Annotated in this window: 17 protein-coding genes; 7 read left to right on the forward strand and 10 right to left on the reverse strand. The window is 51.1% G+C overall.

Annotated elements, in window-relative coordinates; all coding sequences use genetic code 11:
• Window positions 1-202: 202 nt before the first annotated feature.
• The 9 genes from HUF18_RS12995 to HUF18_RS13035 are packed head-to-tail and all read right to left on the reverse strand — an operon-like array spanning window position 203 to window position 8,910.
• A complete protein-coding gene (locus HUF18_RS12995; protein ID WP_225692493.1) occupies window positions 203-1,123 on the reverse strand; it encodes an AgmX/PglI C-terminal domain-containing protein in 921 nt (306 codons plus the stop codon).
• Window position 1,124: 1 nt separating this feature from the next.
• Window positions 1,125-1,628 (reverse strand): ExbD/TolR family protein, encoded by a 504-nt coding sequence (locus HUF18_RS13000; protein WP_145471091.1) that lies wholly within the window; start codon window positions 1,626-1,628, stop codon window positions 1,125-1,127.
• 5 nt (window positions 1,629-1,633) lie between these two features.
• Window positions 1,634-2,122, reverse strand: a complete 489-nt coding sequence (locus HUF18_RS13005) for an ExbD/TolR family protein (protein ID WP_145471090.1) — start codon at window positions 2,120-2,122, stop codon at window positions 1,634-1,636.
• Entirely contained in the window at window positions 2,122-2,811 is a 690-nt protein-coding gene (locus HUF18_RS13010; protein ID WP_145471089.1) for a MotA/TolQ/ExbB proton channel family protein, read from the reverse strand. The genes HUF18_RS13005 and HUF18_RS13010 overlap by 1 nt, the downstream gene beginning before the upstream one ends.
• Before the next feature lies 1 nt (window position 2,812).
• Complete coding sequence (locus HUF18_RS13015) at window positions 2,813-3,094, reverse strand: hypothetical protein (RefSeq protein ID WP_145471088.1); 282 nt, start codon at window positions 3,092-3,094, stop codon at window positions 2,813-2,815.
• Window positions 3,095-3,097: 3 nt separating this feature from the next.
• A complete protein-coding gene (locus HUF18_RS13020) occupies window positions 3,098-3,826 on the reverse strand; it encodes a tetratricopeptide repeat protein (RefSeq protein WP_186436049.1) in 729 nt (242 codons plus the stop codon).
• Window positions 3,813-6,650, reverse strand: a complete 2,838-nt coding sequence (locus tag HUF18_RS13025) for a tetratricopeptide repeat protein (RefSeq protein WP_225692494.1) — start codon at window positions 6,648-6,650, stop codon at window positions 3,813-3,815. The genes HUF18_RS13020 and HUF18_RS13025 overlap by 14 nt, the downstream gene beginning before the upstream one ends.
• Window positions 6,647-8,332, reverse strand: coding sequence for a tetratricopeptide repeat protein (locus tag HUF18_RS13030; RefSeq protein ID WP_225692495.1), 1,686 nt, complete (start codon window positions 8,330-8,332; stop codon window positions 6,647-6,649). The genes HUF18_RS13025 and HUF18_RS13030 overlap by 4 nt, the downstream gene beginning before the upstream one ends.
• A gap of 5 nt (window positions 8,333-8,337) precedes the next feature.
• The gene (locus tag HUF18_RS13035; protein ID WP_222428628.1) at window positions 8,338-8,910 is read right to left on the reverse strand and encodes an AraC family transcriptional regulator; all 573 of its coding nucleotides are present in this window, start codon (window positions 8,908-8,910) and stop codon (window positions 8,338-8,340) included.
• Between the two features lie 257 nt (window positions 8,911-9,167).
• On the opposite strand from HUF18_RS13035, the gene HUF18_RS13040 reads away from it, so the two are divergent.
• The 3 genes from HUF18_RS13040 to HUF18_RS13050 all read left to right on the forward strand — a co-directional run bounded on the left by HUF18_RS13040 (window position 9,168) and on the right by HUF18_RS13050 (window position 11,415).
• Entirely contained in the window at window positions 9,168-9,959 is a 792-nt protein-coding gene (locus HUF18_RS13040) for an SH3 domain-containing protein (RefSeq protein WP_145471084.1), read from the forward strand.
• On the forward strand, window positions 9,929-10,594 hold the full coding sequence (locus HUF18_RS13045) for an outer membrane beta-barrel domain-containing protein (RefSeq protein WP_145471083.1): 666 nt from the start codon (window positions 9,929-9,931) through the stop codon (window positions 10,592-10,594). The genes HUF18_RS13040 and HUF18_RS13045 overlap by 31 nt, the downstream gene beginning before the upstream one ends.
• 86 nt (window positions 10,595-10,680) lie before the next feature.
• Entirely contained in the window at window positions 10,681-11,415 is a 735-nt protein-coding gene (locus HUF18_RS13050; RefSeq protein WP_145471082.1) for a fibro-slime domain-containing protein, read from the forward strand.
• 81 nt (window positions 11,416-11,496) lie between these two features.
• On the opposite strand, the gene ilvC is transcribed toward HUF18_RS13050, so the two are convergent.
• Window positions 11,497-12,984 (reverse strand): ketol-acid reductoisomerase, encoded by a 1,488-nt coding sequence (gene ilvC / locus HUF18_RS13055; RefSeq protein ID WP_145471081.1) that lies wholly within the window; start codon window positions 12,982-12,984, stop codon window positions 11,497-11,499.
• Between the two features lie 142 nt (window positions 12,985-13,126).
• Between ilvC and ilvY the strand changes: the two genes are divergently transcribed.
• From ilvY to HUF18_RS13075, 4 genes are all read left to right on the forward strand, one after another.
• A complete protein-coding gene (ilvY, locus tag HUF18_RS13060) occupies window positions 13,127-14,002 on the forward strand; it encodes an HTH-type transcriptional activator IlvY (protein WP_225692496.1) in 876 nt (291 codons plus the stop codon).
• Window positions 14,003-14,037: 35 nt separating this feature from the next.
• Entirely contained in the window at window positions 14,038-14,841 is an 804-nt protein-coding gene (gene pssA, locus HUF18_RS13065) for a CDP-diacylglycerol--serine O-phosphatidyltransferase (protein WP_371736687.1), read from the forward strand.
• Between the two features lie 110 nt (window positions 14,842-14,951).
• Window positions 14,952-15,947, forward strand: coding sequence for a protein-methionine-sulfoxide reductase catalytic subunit MsrP (gene msrP, locus HUF18_RS13070; protein WP_145471079.1), 996 nt, complete (start codon window positions 14,952-14,954; stop codon window positions 15,945-15,947).
• Between the two features lie 15 nt (window positions 15,948-15,962).
• Window positions 15,963-16,577 carry a sulfite oxidase heme-binding subunit YedZ gene (locus HUF18_RS13075; RefSeq protein ID WP_225692497.1) on the forward strand — a complete coding sequence of 205 codons (615 nt, stop codon included), beginning with the start codon at window positions 15,963-15,965 and terminating at the stop codon, window positions 16,575-16,577.
• The last annotated feature ends 275 nt before the right edge of the window (window positions 16,578-16,852 follow it).

The following is a 16,852-nucleotide window of genomic DNA, read 5'->3' on the forward strand; positions in this document are numbered from 1 at the left end:
TCCGCGGGTTTTATTGCGCTTTTTCCATGTGGAAGTCGCTAAATGGCCAGCCGGAATTACACAAATCAGGACGCTTTCAACAGGCGGCCCGAATTATCTTATTTCTGGTTTTTACGTAACCAAAATGTTGCACAAAGAAGATTCGGCAGAGTAAATCTCCCCGTAAAAAAGGATACGGAGAGATTTATTCTAACAATGCCGTTCAGCTCGGAATCAGTACAAAGGTGTACTGCACTTTCGTTGGTGCCACCTTTTCCTGACCGAAATTAATACCGGATACTTTCGCCAACATCTTTTGCTCAAGATCCGGCATGCTCAGATCGCTGCGGATTAACTTCAGGCGCGATACCGTGCCGTCAGGTTCGACCACCAGTTCAAAGACAAACTTACCGCTCAGATCCGGGTGTTGACGCAGGGCTTTGGCATACAGGGCATACACGCTGCCTTTGGTATTTTCGATGGTCCGGCGGATACTTTCCATATCGCGCCGGCCGCGGGCCCCTTCGCTGTAGCTGCCGCCTTCATCCGGTAAATCGAGATAGGCTATCGGACTGTCGATCGCTGTCCCCTGATGTTGCGCCAGAGCGGTTCCTTTTACCTGCATATCCAGATCGGCATTTTTCAGACCGCCGCTGCTGTTCAGATTCTCCTGACCCAGGCTGGAGCGGGTATTCGCTTTGGCTTGCCCGCCTTTTTCCGACAGGTTTTTATTCTGTAATTTGCTGACATCCACTTTGGTTTTCATGGTGTTCAACGAAGACAGAGCCTGCAGTGCCTGAGCCGGTGCTTTTCCTCCGGCTTTGGGCTGCGGACGATCGGCAGCGGTTACTGCTTCCTGTGGTTTCGGTTTTGGCTTGGGTGGCGGTGGCACCACTTCCTGTACCGGTTTGGATTGTTCCGGCATTTTCGGAGGTTCCAGCATCACCTTGGTACGCACGACAGGAGGCTGTTCTATATCACTGAAATGCACATCCCAGGTCGGTAAAAAAGGCACGGCAATAAACAGCACCAGCAACACAATAGCCAGACGTTTAACCTGGCGGATAAAACGCTGGTTATTTTCTTCGTTAACGCTCCATGGCAGATCAAGTTGCAGCGAAACAAACTGAGCACTGGCTGACATACTATTGTCCTCCGGCAGTCAGTGCGCTGGCGGCAACCTGATTAACCGCAAGCGATACATCACGGAATCCATAGGCACTGCAGGTTGTCATCACGGCTTTTAATAAATCGTAGGGCACACTCTGATCACCCATGATGGTTACCGAGCGGCCGATTTTCTTTTCTACTTCGGTCAGCTCACCGCTTTCTTCGGCAAAGGCTTTTAGCGCTTCGCCCAGCGGTTTATTAACTTCGCCCGGACGGCGGTTAACGTCGCTGACGGCAACAATTTCTTCGTTGTCGATCATGATGGCATTCTGAGCGACATTAATAACCAATTGTCCGTGCAGGGCTCCATCGGCATTGGAGTCAGGCAGTTTGACAAAATTGGCTTTGGCCAACTCCTGGCTCTCACCGGTATTCATCAGCAGGAAGAACACCAGGATGGTAAAAATATCCATCAGCGAGGTCAGGTTCAGTGTGGCTGTCTTGGTGACTTTGCGCTGAATAAAGCTGTTTGAGGCCATATCCGTTACCGTTTTTTATCCCCGAGAGAAATTTCCGGGAAGAGTTCAACTTCGACCAGACTGGCAGCCACCACCGTTTTATACGATTTAACGGTATCCATGGTGGAAATCAGAGTCTGATACTCGACGTTTTTGGCAGCAATAATAGTTGCGTCTTTTTTATCGCTCAGCTGATCTTTCAGATCACGCATCAGCTGTGACAGCTCGCGATAATTGTACTGGTTGTCGCTGAGCGGAATCTTTTTCAGCAGCTTTCCGGTGGGGAAATACACGGTAAAGCCTTCATTATCGACCATCACATCCAGCTGCGACTGGCTGAGTTCCGCTGCAGACTGGCCACCGCTGAGCTCAGGCAGGTTAATATCCAGCACCCGCACTTTGGTAAAGGTCAGACTGAGCAGCAATACCGGTACCAATACGATCATCAGATTCATAAAGGATGTGATATCAATATCGGTATCTTCCGCCATGCGACGGTTCATTTTAAAAGCCATCAGGATGCCTTTTGATCGTCGCCACGATTGTCTTTCGGATAACCGGCTTCAACGGCGCGGTTCAGAGTCATTACGTTGAGAAATTTCATCGCGGCCATTTCAATGCTGCTGACGATGGCATTGGTTTTGTTATTGATTACCGCACTGGCAATCAGCAGCGGGATCGCCGCAATCAGACCAAATGCCGTGGTATTCATCGCTACCGAAATAGACTGTGACAGCAGGGCAGATTTATCCGCCGGGTCGGCGTTGGCAACGGCAGCAAAAGCCGCGATCAGACCAATAATGGTACCAAGCAGACCGAGCAGGGTGGCAACGTTGGCCAGCATGGCCAGGTAGTTGGTACGGTTTTCCAGGCGCGGCAGAACTTCCATCACACCTTCATTCATGGCTTGCTCAATATCGGCACGCTGCTTGGTGATTTTCATCATATCCAGACCACAACCAATAATGCGCGATACCGCCGCCTGATGATCACGGGTGAACAGGGTCATTTTTTCGTGATCGTTGGTGCGCAGTAATGGCAGAAAATCCTGAAAGGTTTTTTCGTTGCGGGCTTTTTCGCGCTTGAGGAATATCCAGCGTTCAAAAGCAATCGCCAGGCCCAGTACCAGTACGATAGAAATCGGATACATAAACAGGCCCCCTTCTTTCAGGAAGTTGACCACGATGCTGTAGATATCGCCCATTTTAGTTAGCCTCAGAATTTAAACTTGGGTTATTTTCAAGATTCATTTCGTCATAGATACGCATCGAGCGCAGCATAACGTCACGATCAATCGCTTCCAGACTGTTGTCGTACCGGTCTTCCACGTTCTGGTAAAGCCGGTCGACGCCGCTGGCTTCCTGCCAGGGCACAAAGTAACTGACAGAGGGTTGTTCTTTATCGCCGACAATCTTACTTTCCAGTTTGATTGGTTCTTCAGCGATAGCTGGCAGACTGAATAAACAGGCAATGAACAGATATTTCATGGTTTATTCCGCCGCCAGTTTGGTGCTGTCTTTTACCGCCGGTCCGGCATCGATAAAGCTCTTATTGATGCCAGTGCGGCTTTGTACTTCCTGATACCAGTCGGCCGCAGCGTGCGTCTTTTTATTGGTCAGAAACAGGTAGGCTTCATAGTGTGCCTGTGCCTGCTGCGGAATGTTGAGATACAGGTCATAAAGCACAGCCAGATTCAGATGTGCTTCAGGAAAGTCAGGCCATTGTTGCAGGGCTTTGGCATAAGTATTCTGGGCCGCAATAAATTGCCCCTGACGGCGCTGTGCTTCGCCAAGACCCAGCCAGGCATTAACATTTACGTCGTTAATCGCCAGTGCTTTCTGATAATACTCTGCAGCTTCGGCATAACGCTCATTGGTCATGCTGATATCACCGAGCATGGCCAGAGGGCCGGCCAGTGACGGATCTTTTTCGGCAATCACTTTCAGCTTCTGCACTGCGGTTTTTTCATCATCGGCGGCGAGTGCTTTTTTCGCTTCGATAAACAGCAGTACTGAACCTTTGCTGATGGTACCGGTTTGTTTCAGATATGGATTCTCTGCCGGCACATAGGGAATTTTTTGCCCTTTTTCATCATACGCCTGGTGTGGCAGGTACTTTTCTGTCTGGGTCAGAGTCTGAGTTTCTGTTGTTGTCTGCGTCTGCTGGGCGGCACAGCCGCTGAGCAGTGCCAGAAACAGCATGGGCTTAACGAATTTCATCGCCATACCTCTTTTGTTCTTCGGTTTTGTTAAAGCGTGCCGGAGACAGCAGCGCCAACGCTTTGAAACTGTCATCAATCCACTGGTTAAAGTGACCTTTCCAGCCTTGCTCAACATTGCTGGTATATACCGACAATGCCAGTTCCAGCATCGGCGCAGCTTGTTGTGCAATCAGCTCGCGGAACATTGCGCTATCCTGCTCGGACATGCCTTCCGGAACGGGCAGGGTCTGCAGCTCGTTAGCCATCTGCTGATACAGACGGGCAATTTTAAAACTGCCCTGGGTGGTGAATTCCAGCAGGCCATATTCGGCAGCCAGCTGATAACGGCTGACGGCATCCTGCAGACTCTGGTTTTTCAGCGGTAAATTGCGCTCGAGATTGGCAGCCAGACGGCGTTTATTAAACTCAGCAGCAAAGTAGTCGCCATATTCGTTATTGGCCCAGGCCGCCAGCCAGCGGGAACGGTCAGTACGCATTTCACCGGCACTGGCATCACCCTGAACAATGCGGCGCAGCCAATAGAGTTTGCGGCGCTCATCATTTTGCTGGCCGTAAATCAGAGCAATGTGATAGCGCGCTTCCATACGGTTATCGAATGGCTGTTCATAATTACGTGCCCAGGTCTTGTAATACTCCAGCGCAGTATCCAGCTGACCCAGTTTTTCGTATAAGCCTGCAGCGGCGAACAGGGCATCACGTTTTACGTCAGCACTTTTGTCGTTGGCGTACAGGTAGTCGTAGGTTTTGGCAGCAGGCTGCAGCTGGCCATCCTGTTCATAGCCATAGGCCAGTTTGCGTGGGAATTCGGCTGCCAGCTCATGTTGTGGATAGAGGGCTCGTAATTCTTTCAGCTCTGTAATGGCTGGCTGCCATTGTTTTTCTGCAAGTAAAGTCACGGCTGCATCGTATTGGGCAATAACACGGACTTTGCTGTCAGGTGCAATGGTTTTGATGCGCAGCTGCTGTTCGGCGGCTGCCAGTTTTTGCCCGGCGGCCATCATGCCTTCGGCTTTTTTATACACGGCAGTGGCCATGCGCTCGCTGACGGCGACGTATTGTGGGTGTTGTTTGCCTAACAGCTGACGCTGGTTGTCGTAGTTTTTTTCCGCTTCCAGGTAATTTTTCTGCTGGTAATACGAGTGCGCGATAATACCGTATGCGGTTTGTTTCAGATTTTTATCCAGCGCTTTATTGCCGCTGATCAGCTTACTGGCCACGTCAATCGCTTGTGGATAACGGTTCAGGCTGAATAAATATTCGGCGGCGTTAGTCAGTACGGCAGGTGAGCGCTTGTCGGTATCGTAGCGCTCGGTAAAGCGCAGCATACTGGCGACTGCGTTTTCCTGTGCGTGGGATTTTTCTTTTGGATTCTGTTCCAGTTCCGCAATACGGTTCTGATAAGCAAGAATCGCGGCATAACCTGAGCGGTTGCCGAATTCTTTATCCTGATACTGGTAGCTGACAATTTCATAGTCGGCGGCAGCCTGATCGTACTGGCGGGCTTCGAAATGCGCTTCTGCTTTCAGGTAACGTTGTTTAGCCAGATCGCTGCTTTGCGGAAAGCTGCTCAGGTATTCGCCGTAATATTGAGTCGCACTGGCATAAGAGACGGCTGATTTTTCGTTAAGCTCATCGGCACCTTTAATTTTGGCGGCGTCTTTCTCGCCAGCCAGTTTGGCTTGCGCCTGGGCCTGGGCATGGAAGTGTGCGGCCAGCTCGGTCAGATAGGGTTTCAGGTTGCTGCTGATATCAGCACGCAGGGTTTCGCTGGCCTGTGCCCAGTAAGCGGATTGCATACCGTATTGGGCAACATAAGCCTGCTTGGCCTGTAATACGTCTTTGGCAAACGCACCTTTAATGTAGGCTGCAATCAGCTTGCTGTGCATACCCGGCGTGCGGCTATCCATTGGGTAGCTGGCAATAAAGTGCTGATAGGTTGCAGCGCTGTCGGCATAACGGTTTTTCTCGAGGTAATAGGCCCCCAGATTTTCATACACCTGCCAGATATAGGCTTTGTTGCGCAGGCCTTTTACGTCACTGATTTTTTCGGCACCGCCGAGGTTTACCAGTGTCAGACTGATGGAGTGCAGGGTGTCATCAACCAATGGCTTTTCGGCGTTGCTCAGGGTCTGGCTGCTTTGCTCGTCAAGAACAACGGAGAGCACATAAGCAAAAGATTCCAGTGCATCATCAAACAGTCCGCGCTTATACAGAGCCCAGCCCAGCATGTAATGGGCATTGAGCTTCAGCGATGGGGCATTGGCTTCCGTTACCGTGCGGTAATGAAATTCGGCCTGTTTGTATTTTTCGTTATTGAAATTGATGTCGCCTAAGCGGAAATGGGCTTCGGCAATGCCGGAGTAATCCGGGTGCAGAGCCACCAGACGCTTAAGCATGGCTTCGGCATTTTTGGGCTCGCCTTCCATCTCATAGGCTTTTGACAGCTGGTACAGCACTTCTGCGTTATCCGGAGAGTTCGGATATTTTTCCAGAATGTCGATATAAGAATTAATGGCGTCGCGGTAGTAACCTTTGCTTGGTTTATTCTCCGGGCTGGTTTGCAGGTGATCACCTTCGGCCATGGAGACACCGGCGATACGGCGTTCGATCTGCTCTTTCAGAAACTTGTCATCGACCAGCTCAAGCAGTTCCTGATATTCCTCACGCACCTGATGGTGATTCATATCGGAAAAATCGAGGTTACTTTCTTCGGTTTCCTGGCTTTTTAAGCTGCCGATTGTGTCGTTGCCGCCAAACAGACTGCATCCGCTCAACAATATTGGCAAACCCATAAGCAAGCCTATGTGGTTAAGGTGTTTCATTGCTGTGCTCCGCTGCTGGAATCTTCGATGTTATTCAGGGCTTTGTCGTAAAGCCGCGCTTTACCCAGGCGCGCCTGTGCCCAGTAGTACCGGATCCGTTCTTCGTGCTTATCCAGCTCGGCGGTAATGACACCGCGCATCACTTTTTCCAGTGAGCGGATAAGGCTGTTGGTATTGCTGAGTTCCTGTTCAACCTGCGCTGCCAGTTTTTTACTGCGCGCCTGCAGCTGATAACTGAGTTTGTAGGGTTCTTTGATGGCGGCCACCTGGTCCATTTTATCGCCAACCAGTTCCAGCTCTTTCTGGGTATTGGCCCAAAGACTGGTAAAGCGTTCCTGATCACGTTCGGACAGTGTCAGGGTGGTCAGCTTCTGTTCCATTAATCCATCTTTATAGAAACGGAATTTTTTCTGCGCCTCGTTGGCGGCTGCCATCAGCTTTTCCATACCGGTCTGATCGCGGCGGATACGGATGATGAGCTCATGCTCGTGAATCTGCATTTGCCAGAACTGCAGGTTGCGGCGGATGCCATACAGGTCGCGCAGCTCTTTGATGACTGAGTAAAAATTATTGGAAGCCATCAGCTCGGTAAGAAAAGGGGTCAGCTTGTTGTAATCCAGGCTTGGCTGCATGCCATACCAGTCAGATTCATCCAGCATGGCTTCGAGGTTAATAACAAATTCCTGTGGAATTTCTTGCGAGGCGATAACCTTACGCGCCATCTCAATAGCACTCAGGCCGTCTTTAAACGCTTTTTCGGCCAGCAGATATTGTTTCAGGGCACTGCGCTTGGCACCTTCGGTTTCATAAACATGGGCCAGCAGTACTTTGGCTTCCTGGGTTTCGGGAATGGTAATTGAGCGCTGATTTAACAGATTAAGCGCAGGTACTGCGTCGCTATAGCGTTTTAATTTGATCGCGGCCCAGGCATAGGTTAACAGTGCGCGATTGGAATACAGGCCAGTGGTACGCACGCCCTGCAGATAATTCCAGGCAGCCAGCAGATTGCCTTCGGTCATTTCCAGTTGTGCCAGCGCGTGCCGTGCACGGTCGGCCAGTACGGCCAGTTCTTCACTTTTATGCAATGCCGCAGTGGTCATTACGCGGTTCAGGCTGGCCATAGCTTCTTTGGTTTTGCCGCTTTTCAGCTGGCTGATGGCCAGGTTGTAAATCAGGTAAGGCTGAAAACGAATATTGTCTGACAACTGATTAATACCGGCGTTGGCAGCATCAGTCTGGCGGTTGCGGATATTAATCAGCGTCGCCAGGTAGTTATATTCACCGGCAATATCCTGCGGTACCTGACCGTTAATCTGCATCAGGGCATGCGCAGCACGCGGAGTATCGGCTTTCTGATAATAGAGCTTGGCCAGATAAAACCAGGCGCGGTTGCGTTGCCCGGCAGCAACTTCCGGGGTAAGCAGCTGGCTGAAGATTTCTTCGGCCTGACCGGCAATACCATAAGAAAGGGTCATACCGCCTTTAAGTAAGCGGGCTTCATCGCCATGATGCTGCAGAGCGTTCTGGCTGAGGGCGTATTCGTACTGTACCAGAGCGGAAAAATAATCCTGCTGGTAGTAATCAAACAGAATACCGCCGTACTCCAGGTCTTTAACCTGCGCGGCGGTGGCACACTGGCTGGCAAGTATGAGTGGCAGCAGAAAGCGCATAAACATTCGCATAAGCACTACCACTGATTGATGGTAAACACAGGTTCCTGGCGGGCGCTGTCATCCGTGATGGCCAGTTCCAGATATTGGCTTGCTTTGCCTTTTTCCAGAGTCAGCTCTGCTGCTCTTTTATAAGCGCGACCATTCGGACCAATACCAGTAAAAAAGGCGGTGACTTCGTGCTTGCCTTCAGACAGGTTGGTCATAAACAGTTTCTGTACGCCACCGCGGTTCAGGGCTTCACGCTGTTTGGCGGAATACAGATGAGTGGAGACCATCTTGTCGTCGATTTTCAGTTTGACGCTTTCCAGGGTAAAAAACTGTCCACCTTCGACGGCCACAAAAACTGAAAACTGAGTGTTGGTCGGAAACAGCAGTGCTTCTTCCATTACCCGCAGATCTTTGTTCAGCGTGATAACACGGTTCTTCAGCGCCTGAATGTTTCCTGACAGGCGCTGCACTTCGCTCATGGCTTTGTGGGCTTTTTCTTCCGATTTTTGCTGGCCGAAATCAATGCTGGCATCTGCTGCTAACAGGGGGGCAGATACGGAAAAACTGATGAAAAATGACAATAATGCCCAAAAACGCACGTCTGTTACTCCTGCCGCTCTTTACGCTGACGTTGGACGGTCGGGCATTATCTGCACTTATGAATTTAAAAACCTGCACCTGTTCAAAAAATGGAATAGTGCCAATTTTTTTTATCGCTAATGAGGTCTGTGTCACATTTTTGCTGCAACAGGCATCACAGTGTGAACAGGTTAACAGTCGGAAGGTGATTCACTGCCAGACAGCCGGAAGGCCTTTTCCGTAAGATGCCCGCCGAATCTGTTATGACGGCATCATCATGCAACAACACCTGATACTGGCGCTGAGCCTTTGTCTGGGGGCTTCTGTCGCCCTGGCGCAACAAGACAAACCGGCACAGCAGGAAAAACAACCTCCACAAGTTTCCAGTGAAGATATTGATCAGGCCCTTAAAGTGAAGGTGATTGATCCGTTTCTTGAGCTGCATACCGGCCCGGGGCGTGGTTATCCGGTTATTTATGTGGTGGAAAAAGGCGAAGAGATTGCAGTGGTCAGTCGCCGTACAACCTGGTATCTGATCGCCGACCGGCGCGGCAAAACCGGCTGGGTAACCCGCGAGAGCCTGGCGCGGACACTGCTGGAAACCGGCACGCCAGTGGCGTTACCGGAAACCCGCCACGGTGATTTTTTACGTCATAAAGCGCGTCTTGGTTTTACTGTCGGCCAGCAGGAGGGCTCCGAACAGGTAAGTCTGCTGGCGGGTTACCGCCTGAGCCGTAATTTTGGTATCGAAGCCGAATATGGTCAGTTGTTCGCAGATACCGTCGATGGTTACCAGCGCTCGGTCAGCCTGATTGTTGAACCGACGGATCGCTGGTCTTTCACTCCTTTTTTGTCAGCGGGATTTGGTCGTCAGGAGTTGCAGCTGAAAGAAAAACTGCCTGGCAATAAACCGGTTAACGATGATTTCCGCAGTTTAGGCATTGGTGTAAATGCCTACATCGGTTTCAACTTCGTATTACGCGGTGAATACCGCAATCTGACAATATTTTCAGACAATGACACAGTGAGTAACGCAATATGGCGAATTGGTTTCAGCAGTTTCTTCTGACGGCAGCAGTGTTGCTGCTCAGCCCATTGGCATTGTCTGCAGAAGAGGGTAATGATGGATCGGTGGTGATTAATCCGATCAAAATTATTGAGCCGGATGTTCAGCAAAGCAAAAATGATCAGGCAAAAATCGACAACGAAGTGTTTGAGGCTGGTTTTTTCCTGGGCATGATCAGTATCGAAGATTTCGGCACACATCCGCTATATGGCGTAAAAGCGTCATTTCATGCGACGGAAGATTTTTTCCTGCAGGCAAACTATGGCCGCAGTGAAGCCGGACGTACAAGCTATGAAACCATTAATGGCAGTGGCATTAATATTCTGACTGATGCCGAACGGGAATACAGTTATTACGATGTTCTGGTGGGCTACAACCTGTTCCCTGGTGAAACCTTTGTTACCCGTAATCTGACGTTTAATTCTGCATTTTATCTGGTTGGTGGTGTTGGTAATACGCGTTTTGCCGGGGATGAGCAATTTACTCTGGTGATTGGCACAGGTTACCGCATTATTTTTTCAGACTGGCTGACCTGGAACCTGGATTATCGTGACCACATGTTTGACACGGAGCTGTTGGGGCATAAGAAGCAGACGCACAACATTGAATTTGCTACCGGGTTAACAGTTTTCTTTTAATTGCATAACGGTTTGTAAACACAGGTCGCATTTTGTAGTCGTCATTCCGTTTACTATGCTGGTGTTACTTTAAGGTTGGAGGCTTTATGGCTAGTCGGAATTTCGCAACAGGTATGCTGCTGTCTGTTTTGCCGCTCGTTTTCAGCAATATCAGTGTTGCCGGTTCACCCTCAGACTATAGCGAAGCCTGTGAGTGCAAAACCTCAGAGAATGGTACGCGTACCATTCCGGTTTTAATCCGCGACTTTAAAACCAGCCATCCGGATTTTGAAACCATGGATGGTGTCGATTATGGCATCGTAAAAGAAGATCTGGGTGACGATGGCCGTCCGGTTTACGCGCATGAAGGCCGCAGCAGAACGACAACGGGCAAAGCCAATTTTGACCAGTGGTATCGTGATGTGCCGGGCGTGAATATGGCCATCAGCAAGAACCTGACGATTCGCGAAATTGCTTCTGGCTTCTGGGAATACAGCAATCACAGTTTCTTTCCGATTGACCGTGAAGGCTTCGGTAATCAGGGAAATTATCATAATTACCACTTCACGCTGGAAACACACCTGAAGTTTTATTATGTGCCGGGCGGCCACTTTACCTTCCGCGGTGATGATGACCTGTTTCTGTTTATCAACGGTAAGCTGGCGATGGATATCGGTGGTGTTCATGGCATGATCGAGAAAACCCTCGATCTGGATCAGGTTGCCGAGCGTTTGGGTATTGAGCCTTACCATACCTACTCTTTTGATCTGTTCTTTGCCGAACGCCATACCACGGAGTCGCACTTTAAGTTTCAGACCACACTGGAGCTTGAATGCCTCTGATCCGGATTATCTAAGCGGATAAGCAGACATAAAAAACCCGGCAATTGCCGGGTTTTTTATTACTGCGGGTTCAAGCCAGAATCAGTTGGCTTCAACGATGCGCTTCATGTCAGTCATGTAGCCACGCAGTTCCTGACCAATCCACTCAACCGGGTGGTTGCGGATGTTTTCGTTCACTTCGATCAGGCGCTTGTTGTCTACAGAGTTAGACTTCAGCTTCAGACCTTTACCGATAACGTCGGTGCTGATGTGTGGCATGAACTTCTCGCGCAGCAGAGGTACCGCAGCGTGAGAGAACAGGTAGTTACCGTACTCAGCAGTATCGGAAATAACCACGTTCATTTCGTACAGCTTACGACGGGCGATGGTGTTGGCGATCAGCGGAGTTTCGTGCAGAGACTCGTAGTATGCAGATTCTTCAACGATGCCGCTCTCAACCATGGTTTCGAACGCCAGTTCAACGCCGGCTTTGATCATGGCAACCAGCAGAATGCCGTGGTCGAAGTATTCCTGTTCGTTGATTTCAACGTCAGAAGCCGGTGCTTTTTCGAAGCCGGTTTCTGCCGTTTCTTCACGCCAGGTCAGCAGATTCTTATCGTTGTTGGCCCAGTCAGCCATCATGGTGCGGGAGAATTCGCCGGTCATGATGTCGTCCTGATGCTTGCGGAACAGAGGACGCATCAGTTCTTTCAGTTCTTCAGCCATGTCGAACGCAACGATTTTCGCCGGGTTAGACAGACGGTCCATCATGTTGGTGATGCCGCCGTACTTCAGAGCTTCAGTCACTGTTTCCCAACCGTACTGGATCAGCTTGGCTGCGTAGCCTTCGTCGATACCGTCTTCAACCATTTTCTCGAAGCCCAGAATCGCACCGGTCTGCAGCATGCCGCACAGAATGGTCTGCTCGCCCATCAGGTCAGACTTAACTTCAGCAACGAAAGAAGATTCCAGACAGCCAGCGCGGTGACCGCCAGTACCGGCAGCCCATGCTTTAGCGATGTCCCAGCCTTCGCCTTTAGGATCGTTTTCAGGGTGAACAGCGATCAGGGTCGGAACACCGAAACCACGCTTGTACTCTTCACGCACTTCAGAACCCGGGCACTTAGGAGCAACCATCACAACGGTCAGGTCAGGACGGATCTGCATGCCTTCTTCAACAATGTTGAAACCGTGGGAGTAACCCAGGCAGGCGCCTTCTTTCATCAGAGGCATAACAGCAGAAACAACAGCAGTGTGCTGCTTGTCTGGCGTCAGGTTGATCAGCAGGTCAGCCTGTGGAACCAGCTCTTCGTAAGTACCAACAACGAAACCGTTGTCAGTCGCGTTTTTCCAGGACTGACGCTTCTCAGCGATGGCTTCAGCACGCAGGGTGTAAGACACGTCCAGACCGGAATCGCGCATGTTCAGACCCTGATTCAGGCCCTGAGCACCACAACCAACGATCACAACTTTCTTACCTTTCAGGAATTCAGCTTCGGAAGCGAATTCAGAACGGTCCATAAAACGGCAGCGGCCCAGCTGATCCAGCTGTTGACGCAGGTTCAGAGTATTGAAGTAGTTAGCACCCATCTCTGGCTCCTTAAATTGAGGTTATGTGGATTAAAAAACGTTGCGGCGAATAGTAGGGGAAGATGGCTGTTGCGTAAAATGCTATATTTGCGCCGTCTCGTTGCGTTTTATGCAACGACCTTATTTCGGCTAAGGAAATACGATGGATTACAAGGACTTGCAGGTGTTCCTCAGTCTCAGTTCGCTGCAGCATCTGGGTAAAGCCAGTCAGCAATTACATATGAGTGCGTCGACACTGAGTCGCCGTCTGGCGCGGATGGAGGAAGAAGCCGGGGCACAATTGTTCAGTCGTGACAGTTCACCCCTGCAGCTGACGCCAGCGGGCGAGCTGTTCCGTCAGCATGCTGAGCAGACCCTGCTCAGCTGGGAGCAGTTGCGCAGTGCGGTGGGAACTCAGGTCAGCGATCTGAGCGGCCGGCTGACACTGTATTGCTCCGTTACCGCCAGCTACAGCTTTCTGGCGGACTTATTGTCGCGCTTTCGCGAAAAATATCCGCAGGTCGATTTGCGTATTCACACCGGCGATGCGGCGGAATCCATTCCCCGGGTCGAGTCCGGCGAGGCGGATGTGGTGATTGCCGCGCGTCCGGAACAGCTGGCTGGCGGTTTGACTTTTAAAGCCATGGCGGCATCACCGCTTCTCTTTATAGCGCCACGCGCACCGGGAGCTGTGCTGCCGCTGAACCAGACGGAAATTGACTGGGCGCAGGTGCCGATGGTGCTGTCGGAATCCGGACTGGCACGCACCCGCGTTAACCGCTGGTTTGCCGCACGCAATATCGCTCCGCATATTTATGCTCAGGTAACGGGTAATGAGGCGATCGTTAGTATGGTGGCACTGGGAGTAGGCGTTGGTGTGGTGCCGGAGCTGGTGTTGCGCAACAGCCCGATGGCTGGCCGGGTGCGGGTTTTAAATGTGCAGCCGGAACTTGAACCCTTTGCCATTGGTCTGTGTGCCCAGAGTCAGCGTTTGCAGGAACCCCTGTTGCAGGCGTTATGGAAGACAGCCGCCATTTAATGCCTCATAATGAGCGGTTCTACTGAGGTGTGTTTATGAGCCTGCAACAAATGAATGATGACAACAAGGTTGTACCCCTGATGGATAACGAAGACGAGAACGGACGTAAGTCTGCCAAGTGGCCGGGACGCAAAGGCATTTACCTGTTGCCGAACCTGTTCACTACCGGTGCCTTGTTCTCCGGCTTTTATGCGGTAGTGGCCAGTATGAACGGCCATTTCGAAAACGCGGCGATCGCGATCTTTATTGCCATGATCCTCGATGGTCTGGACGGACGTGTTGCCCGCCTGACCAATACCCAGAGTGATTTTGGTGCTGAGTACGACAGTCTGGCGGATATGGTGTCCTTTGGTGTGGCACCAGCGCTGGTTGCGTTCAGCTGGGCACTGCAGGATCTGGGTAAGATTGGCTGGGTGGGTGCTTTTATTTATGTCGCCGGTGCGGCATTGCGTCTGGCACGTTTCAATACCCAGCTGGCGGTGGCCGATAAGAACTTCTTTACCGGTCTGGCCAGTCCGGCGGCGGCAGCTATTGTGGCTGGTACCGTATGGGTGTTCAGTGAAACCGGAACACCGGGTGCGGAAATCGCCTGGCTGATGGCTGTTGTAGTGCCGGCTGCGGGTTTGTTGATGGTCAGCAACTTCCGCTACCACAGCTTTAAAGGTCTGGATCTGCGCGGCAAGGTGCCGTTTGTTGCCATGCTGGCTGTAGTCTTCGTGTTTGTGGTGGTCTCCATTGATCCGGCCAAGGTACTGCTGGGCGTGTTTATGACCTACGCGCTGTCGGGTCCGGTGTATGAAGCCTGGCTGCGTCTGCGTGAAAAAAGAGCCAAAGGTTGAATTCTTAGCTCAATTTGAGTCTAACCTTGCTCTGAGTCTTCCCGCGCGTTATCTGCTCTTATCCGGAGCCGGCGCGGGAAGGCGGTTAAACCGCCAGCCGAGGAGCTTCCATGATCATTAAGCCGCACAATCCCTCCGATCCTTTAGCGTCCGAAATCACTCCTCACTCCCTCTATCTTAAGCGTCGCCAGTTTATTGGTCAGGGTGCGGCATTAGCATTTGCTGCCAGTGCTTTGCCGGTTCAGGCGTTGCAGAGTCGTGAAGATCCGGGCAGTAGTGGCTCGCCCTGGCTGCGGGAGCAAATAGGCTCTGCGCGTGAAACCGCGTTTGGCGAAGATGAGGTGCTGACGCCCTACAGCAGTGTTACTCAGTACAACAACTTCTATGAATTCGGTACCGGTAAAGATGACCCCTACCGTTATGCCAGTAAGCTGAAGACTGATCCATGGTCGGTGACTGTGGATGGTGAGTGCGAAGTAAAAGGTACCTTCTCCCTTGAAGATCTGCTGAAAGGGCAGCAGCTGGAAGAGCGCATTTATCGTCTGCGCTGCGTCGAAGCCTGGTCGATGGTTATTCCCTGGATTGGTTTTCCGTTGGCAGATCTGATTAAACGCTTCAAGCCACTGGCCAGCGCTAAATACATTGAATTCATCACGCTGGAAGATAAAAAGCAGATGCCGGGTCAGCGCTCGGCTTTCTCAACCATCGATTGGCCGTATAGAGAAGGTCTGCGTATGGATGAGGCCATGCACCCGCTGACGCTGATGGCAGTCGGCCTGTATGGTGAAGTGCTTCCTAATCAGAATGGTGCGCCGTTGCGGTTAGTGGTGCCGTGGAAGTACGGCTTTAAAAGCATCAAGTCGATTGTTGCCATCCGCTTCCGCGAAACCATGCCGCGCACGACCTGGAATGATATTGCACCGAATGAGTACGGCTTCTATGCCAATGTGAACCCGCAGGTTGATCACCCGCGCTGGAGTCAGGCCAGTGAGCGGCGCTTACCATCTGGTCTGTTCAAACCAAACCGGATTCCGACGCGTCTGTTTAACGGTTACAGCGAAGTCGCTTCTCTCTATTCAGGCATGGACCTGCACAAGTACTACTGAACCAGGATTGTTTGCATGATCAGGCTGCGCCGCATTGTTCTCTTCTTATTAGGTATCACGCCATTCCTGTATATAGGTCAGGCAATCGTTCGGCTACAGTCTGGTGAATGGGATATTTTAGGCCCGGAACCGGGGAAGGCGGTTGTCTGGTTTACCGGTACCTGGGCATTCAACTTTCTGCTGCTGACGCTGGCGGTCACACCGCTGCGCCGCTTACTGAAACAGCCCTGGCTGATTCAGCACCGCCGTATGCTGGGCTTGTTTGCTTTCTTCTATGCCTCTCTGCACCTACTGTCTTACTTTGCGTTCCTTCTGGAGTGGCGTTTCGCTGAATTGGGGGCTGAAACGATTAAGCGGCCTTATTTACTATTAGGTATGACAGCCTGGTTGCTGCTGTTGCCATTAGCGGTGACATCCACCCGTGGCTGGCAACGGCGGCTGAAGCAGGGGTGGAAGCGTCTGCATAAGCTGATTTATCCGTTATCTGTTCTCGTGGCGGTTCATTATCTGCTGCAGATCCGTTCTTCGTGGTTCGAGCCTGTGTTGTATGCCGCGCTCGTACTCTGTCTGCTATTACTGCGGTGGCAGAAAGCCACGGTCACGAAGCACGCTGATGGACATAATAGTTAAGTAATGTAAAAAGCAGTTGACCCCCGGATTCATATCCCTATAATGCGCCCCTCTCGACCGCTGCGGCATGTCGAGGAGATTGAAAAAGCTTTATTTTTCAATGACTTGCAATATTCTAACGAATCGCCAGTCGCTGAAAAATTCTCGAAAAAGGTGTTGATTTCGGTCAGTAAGAGCGTAGAATGCGCCACCTGCTTTGAGAGTGACCCGGAAGGGTTGTTTGAAGCTGAGTTAAGTGTTTGATTTTAAAAGAAATTTTGAAAATTAACGCTTGA

Source organism: Thalassolituus sp. ST750PaO-4, from assembly GCF_020320405.1.
Taxonomy (GTDB): domain Bacteria; phylum Pseudomonadota; class Gammaproteobacteria; order Pseudomonadales; family Oceanobacteraceae; genus Venatoribacter; species Venatoribacter alkanivorans.